The 5,718-nt window shown below is 67.0% G+C and carries 5 protein-coding genes; 2 read left to right on the plus strand and 3 right to left on the minus strand.

Features of this window, described 5'->3' with window-relative positions:
- The first annotated feature begins 353 nt into the window (after window positions 1–353).
- Together QHF84_RS49985 and QHF84_RS49990 are read left to right on the plus strand one after the other, a co-directional pair.
- A complete protein-coding gene (locus tag QHF84_RS49985) occupies window positions 354–1,124 on the plus strand; it encodes a pentapeptide repeat-containing protein (RefSeq protein WP_281320763.1) in 771 nt (256 codons plus the stop codon).
- Window positions 1,121–1,465 carry a toll/interleukin-1 receptor domain-containing protein gene (locus QHF84_RS49990; RefSeq protein ID WP_281320764.1) on the plus strand — a complete coding sequence of 115 codons (345 nt, stop codon included), beginning with the start codon at window positions 1,121–1,123 and terminating at the stop codon, window positions 1,463–1,465. Before QHF84_RS49985 ends, QHF84_RS49990 begins: the two co-directional genes overlap by 4 nt.
- A 39-nt stretch (window positions 1,466–1,504) precedes the next feature.
- Here QHF84_RS49990 and QHF84_RS49995 read toward each other — a convergent pair whose 3' ends face one another.
- The 3 genes from QHF84_RS49995 to QHF84_RS50005 form a co-directional block, all read right to left on the minus strand.
- Window positions 1,505–2,125, minus strand: a complete 621-nt coding sequence (locus tag QHF84_RS49995) for a hypothetical protein (RefSeq protein ID WP_281320765.1) — start codon at window positions 2,123–2,125, stop codon at window positions 1,505–1,507.
- A gap of 212 nt (window positions 2,126–2,337) precedes the next feature.
- Window positions 2,338–4,122, minus strand: coding sequence for a phage/plasmid primase, P4 family (locus QHF84_RS50000; protein ID WP_281320766.1), 1,785 nt, complete (start codon window positions 4,120–4,122; stop codon window positions 2,338–2,340).
- Between the two features lie 220 nt (window positions 4,123–4,342).
- Window positions 4,343–4,603: a hypothetical protein gene (locus QHF84_RS50005; RefSeq protein WP_281320767.1), complete on the minus strand. Its 261-nt coding sequence runs from the start codon at window positions 4,601–4,603 to the stop codon at window positions 4,343–4,345.
- Window positions 4,604–5,718: the final 1,115 nt, after the last annotated feature.

The following is a 5,718-nucleotide window of genomic DNA, read 5'->3' on the forward strand; positions in this document are numbered from 1 at the left end:
AGAGCTTCCGCCGCATCGCGGTACGGTACGAGCGCCACGTCGAAAACTTCCTCGGCTTCGTCCACCTCGGATGCATCGTCGTGTACCTCAGGAGACTCCTGGACGATTTATGAGATGACTTCTAGCCTCCCGTCCTCGGCCCCCCTGCGCCCGTCATGGCGCGCGAGCCGCTCTAAGGCGCCCCCGCTCCCGTCCGCGGTCCCCTCGATGCGACCTTGACCCCGCTGTACGCTGTCGCTGGCCGTCGAGCACGACCACGGCCGCGACGGGGAGGCGAGCGCCGCGAGTTGGTACACGTCGGGATCGCCCCCTTTCTTGACGGATCGCGACGGAGCGATCGACCATGCCCCAGGATGGCAAAGCGACGTCCTAGTGCATCCCGTTACCTGCCGCCACAAAGCGCAGAGGAGCTACTGGCGCGCTACGCGAGGGGCGAACGACGGTTTCCGCGTGCAGAACTTCATGGCGCGGACCTGACCGTCGCGAAACTCAGCGGCGCGGATCTATCTCGCGCGAAACTCAGCGGCGCGAAACTCAGCGACGCGAAACTCAGCGACGCGAAACTCCGCGGGGCGGATCTCGCTGAGGCGGATCTTACCAGTGCGGACCTCACGGGCGCGGATCTCGCCGACGCGATCCTCATTAGCGCAACTCTCACCGATGCGAAACTCGGCGGCGCGGATTTAAGCCGCGCGGATCTCTATGCCGCGAACCTCTGTAGCGCCGACATTCGCAATACTCGATTTGATGGCGCTCGACTTGGCATGACAATTTTTGCCGACGTCGATCTGTTCCAGTTGTGCAATGCCGACCCGCCTCCCGTTTGCGAACTAGCAAGCTTTATCGACTATCATTCGATGTTCGCTTCTGTTCACATTCCTGCATCGCGCCTTGAGAATTTTCTCATACGCGCGGGAATTCCCTCGGCCGCAGCGCAGTACATGATTAATGCTGCAACGGTTGTGCGTGGGAGCGATTGGAACATGATGCGTTCGACATTTGTCAGCTACGGATCGCCCGACGAGCGTTTTGCAAGAAAGCTTTACGAGGCACTACACAGGAACCGTGTGCGGGTATTCCTCTTTTCCGAGCATGCGGAGCCGGGCGAGAAGTCCACCGGATGATGCGGAAGGGCGTAAACGAGCACGATCGCGTGGTCCTTGTATGCTCGAAGGCAAGCCTCGACCGAAAAGGTGTCCTGAACGAGATCGAAGAGACGCTCGCCCGGGAGGCGCGCGAGGGCGGAGAGACGTACCTCATCCCGATCCGCCTGGATGACTACGTGTTCACCGGCTGGAGACCGAAGCGCGAGGACATCGCCCAAGCCATTCGTGATCGCGTCGTCGCGGACTTCGAGGGGGCGGACGCTGATCCTGCAAAGTTTGATCGGGCGCTTTCGCAGCTTCTTCGCGCGCTTCGGATCAAGGGCGGCCCCCCCGCTACGAGCGGCGGCGCGGGGCCCTGAACGCCCCCCATCGAGGCGCCGCTCGTCCTCGCACGTCCGTCAGCCGTCCGCGCCCGCCTCGTCCTCGCCGCGGTAGGCTTCCCAGGTCTCCCCCCACGACGTACCCACGGGCGGCGCGAGCTCGTGCACCTTCATCCCGCGAGCCGCGAGGCGCCGCGCGAGCTCGTACCCCTGCGGGCGCGGAATCGACACCTGGACACGTTCGCCCGGCGCGAAAGGGCGAGCATCGAGGGGGAGCCATTCGAGCCACGGGACGACGTATGCGACGGCCGCCTGCCCGCGCGCCTCGGCGTATGCGAGCAAGGCGATCCCGTCGAGAGCATCGGGGACGAGCACGCTCCGCGCCTCGCTCGCCGCTTCCGCGGGCCCGATCCGAAGCAGGTCACGCGCGCGCCGCCCGGGGGGCCATATCGTGACCGGGTAGCGCTCGTCCGGGGGGAGGAGCGAGCGCCGGGCGAACGTCCGTCCGTGCTCGTGCTCCGCGCCGGCCTCGGCCGTCCAGGGGATCAACAGGCGATGCGCGGGCCATTGCGGGCGCATGCCGCCCGCGTCGAGCCGCGCGAGCCCAGCGCCGACGAGCTCCGCCGTGGGGAGCGCCCGCGCGAGGACATCGAAGGCAGGAAGCGCCGTCCACCCCTCGCGGCGCGCATGGTCGAGCAATCCAGCACGGTCGAGAGCGCGCGCAACGGGCGCGGCATGCTCGTTCTCAAGGGACCCGAGACGCGCGAGGGTGTCCAGCACGCGAGCGAAGGGAGCATCATCGAGGCGCACGCGCGGCGAGGCGGAAGCAGGCGACGAACGCGCGGGCCGCCGTCTCCCCGACGTCGAGCCCCACGGCGACGACGGGCGGCGCTGGGGGTAGCTGTAGCGCGTCATTCGTCGCCCCCCTCGTGGTCGTAATCGCTCGCGCCATAGGGCCCGGGGACGCTACGCATCACCGTGACCGGGTACATGCGAGCCGTCCCGTTTGAGGCGGACCTCATGCCCGTGCGCCTGTAGAACTTTCTCGATGACATCGGCTGATACTGATTGCGCTTCCGCCAAGCGTCGAATTCGTCGAATAGCTGCGCCGCAGCCGTGCCCTTTTCGCCGTCCTTGGCCGGACGCGTACGCTCCTCGAGAAAGAGCGCGACGGGATCTGCATCGATGCGCCAGCGAGCGCGGCACTTGTCGGCGCTCGGGGGGACCTCGTAGCGCCCTCGCGCGAGCAGACGGCGCGCTCCCTCGATGGCCCACGACACGATGCCAGGCAACTCAGCCTCGATGATCCCCCGGTGAAAGTATGGAATCGCCTCGTCCGGTTGAAAACGCCGGTTGAATTCGATGAGGACCACGCGATCCCAAAACCCATCGGTCATATCGTTGACGGGCGGCAACGTGTTCGCCGCGAAGATATGCCCCGCGGCAGGGTTCAAGGTGAACGGTCGGCACGTCGGGTGACGTGCAGCGATAGGGTCACCAGCGATGATAGCCTTAAATGCCTCACTCGACACCAGCTCCCGCTCTGGCAACTCTGCGACGACGTTCAGCCGCTTGCCCGCAAGGTTGGCCCGGTAATACTCATGGCCCCAAAGGTGCGGCGCGACGGTCGAGAGCGAGCGCGGCGGCATCACCGCTTCGATGATCCGAAGCAGCGTGCTTTTCCCGTTCTTTCCGTCCCCCAGCAGGAAAAGCGCGGTCCGAAACTGGGTCGCGAGGCCGAGCAGACACGCGCCCATGAATTCTTGTAGAAAGCGGATCTTCGCCTCCCGATCCTCATCGTCCCGCCAAATGTCGGCCAGAAAGGCGAGCCATCTCGGCGCGCACGCCTCGGCCTGGTATGGGAACGCGTAGCCATGACGGGCGCGGTGCGCTGGATCGTGACGAACGAGGCGGCATTCGTTGACACCGACAACCACGAACCCATCGGAAAATGCAATTCCGCGAGGGGGATCGGGCCCATACGGTCGGCCGTCCGGATCGCGATTGACGAACCAGCCCGGACGGGCAACACGATCCTGCGCGAGCTTGATCGCCCCGGTCACGTCGGAGGCCCGAAGGCGCAGCGTTTCGTTTTTTCCGTATTCCGTGCCGTCGAGCCGCTGTAGCTCACGGCTCGCTCGTTCCTGCGTTACACTTTCCCATGTGCCGCGCGTGTCCACATAGCAGTGGATCGTGCCTTCATCGAAGATCGGCTCGGGCCCCACGGGCATGAGCATTGCGAGCAGCGCTTTTGCCAGCTCCGCGTGGCTTCCGATCGTCAATTCAGGGGGCATCGTGCCTAGCTCGCCGCGCCCTTCTGCCGCTACGGCCTCGGCCTCGGCTTCGTGAGGTTCCAACGGTGGGGCGACGTCGAGCCGACGGCCGCGCCCGCGCCGCCCCCGGTCGGGCTTCTGCTGCGGTCTGCGCGCTCCGCGTCCGCGCGCCTCGTTTGGCTTGGGGTGCGCCTCGTTCCGGTGGCGCGTGGTGTCCTCGGCCTTCCCGCTCGGCGCGCCCCCCTCCTCGCGCGCCTCGGCCTCGCACGGCTCGCCGCGAGCCTCGGCCGTCCCGATCGACGCGCCCGCCTCGGCCTCGCGCGGAAGCTCCCCAGCGTCGGCCGTCCGGACCTCGAGAGCATCGAGGGAATGCTCGTCCTCGCGCCGCCCATTGCATTCGAGCTCTGATTTTGCTAGCTTCATGTTCTCTCGACCGTCCGCGGCCGTCGGGTGTCCCCCCCGGGGCGGCCGCTTTTCTTGGTACACAATCCCAGCGCGCACGATCGCCGCTCGCGTGAGCCATCGCAGCGCGCACCTATCCCGCCGCGCCGCCTCCTTTCGACGCGTCCCCCTGGCATTATGATTGCGAGGCCGCGAGCGCCGCCCGGCATCGAGGCCGAGGACGCTCGCGCCTCGCGTTCGTTCAGGCCAGCGCCGCCGCGCCGCTCGGCATCGAGGCCGAGGACGCTGCGCCGGCCGTGCTAGCGGTCTCGTTCGCCGTGAGCCGATCCAGGACCGCGCCGAGCTCGTCACGGACCGTGGACACGTTCGCCCGCGCAGCGCGCAGCGCGTCGCGAGTCTTTCGGGACATGGGCTTGCCCTCGAGCGCCGCCCGCGCCGTCTCGGGGTGTAGGTCCGCGACGGCCGCGAGCAGATAGACGCGCCGCCGCGTGTCGGAGTCCAACGGAGTAGGCATAGCCAAAGTTTTTGCACAGGCTCGCGCCATTATCAAGCGCACGTGCCGCCAATTCGGCAACACGCAATCGAGTCTCGACGCAATGCAATCGCGGGCCATCCCCGGGACGCATACCGCTCGATCGGCGAGGGGTACCGCGCGATTGCTGCGCCGAGGTCCGAACCGGCGAGCCGTCGAAATCTTGCCCCCTCTGCCGGAAAGCAAGCGGGCGCACCGAGGACGCGCCGCCCGGCCTCGCACGTCGAGACGCACCCCGCGATCCTCCTCGGCCTCGGCGCGAGGCGATCGGCGAGCCGCGCCGCGAGCTCGTGCACGTCGAGCCGGCGCTCGTCCTCGGCCCGCTGCGCCCATCGTCCGCGGTCCCTTGGCCCGGCGATCATCGAGGGCGGCGCGGAGCACGCTCGTCCTCGGCGAGCCGCGCCGCGAGCTCGTGCACGTCGACCGATCGCAAGCGCCCGGCCGGACCTCGGCCGCCTCGCCGAAAACTTGGGGATCGCGAGGACGGACCGCACGATCCCGCGCATGCCGAAGGGCCAAGCGAGCACGAGGAAGCAGGGCAAGGGCGAGCGGCGCAAGGCCGCGAGCGCCGCGACGAAGAGCGCCGCCGCGACGAAGAGCGCCGCCGCGACGAAGAGCCAAGGAACAGACCCCGTTGCCACGGCGAGCTTGGCAGCCGCACGGAGGAACGCCTCTAGCAATCGTTACGACCCTGAGAATGACGGGCCTTTGCATAATGAGCATCCCCTGATTCTTGATCTCAATAAGCTTGCCAGGCGGCTTTTGCAGCACGCAGATTACTTCCTCGACGATGGGGCGAATGTGATCGGTGTGATATTGTCCGCTGTTGGAAGTGCGGTACGACGAAACCAGGGCAACGATCTATGCGTGGAGCACGGCGTATACAGCGCCGCGCGCAGCATTCTCCGAGGCTATCGGCTTCCTGTCCCCACAGAGGACGAAAAGGGCCACCCCCTAACAGCCCGTGGATCTACGCCACCCCAATCGCGATCCCAACATCCTGCCCATGGCCCGGCTGCATCCCGTCCCACGCAGCCCGGGAAAATCGTGCCAATTGCCTCGGCATGCGCCGTACCAGAGCCACC

Origin of the sequence: Polyangium sp. y55x31 (assembly GCF_029946505.1) — a bacterium.
Lineage (GTDB): Bacteria > Myxococcota_A > Polyangia > Polyangiales > Polyangiaceae > Polyangium.

What these genes read in the sequence shown, in the direction of transcription:
- QHF84_RS49985 (WP_281320763.1), top strand. Translation starts at nt 354, where the DNA reads ATGGCAAAGCGACGTCCTAGTGCATCCCGTTACCTGCCGCCACAAAGC.
- QHF84_RS49990 (WP_281320764.1), top strand. Translation starts at nt 1,121, where the DNA reads ATGATGCGGAAGGGCGTAAACGAGCACGATCGCGTGGTCCTTGTATGC.
- QHF84_RS50000 (WP_281320766.1), bottom strand. Translation starts at nt 4,122, where the DNA reads ATGAAGCTAGCAAAATCAGAGCTCGAATGCAATGGGCGGCGCGAGGAC.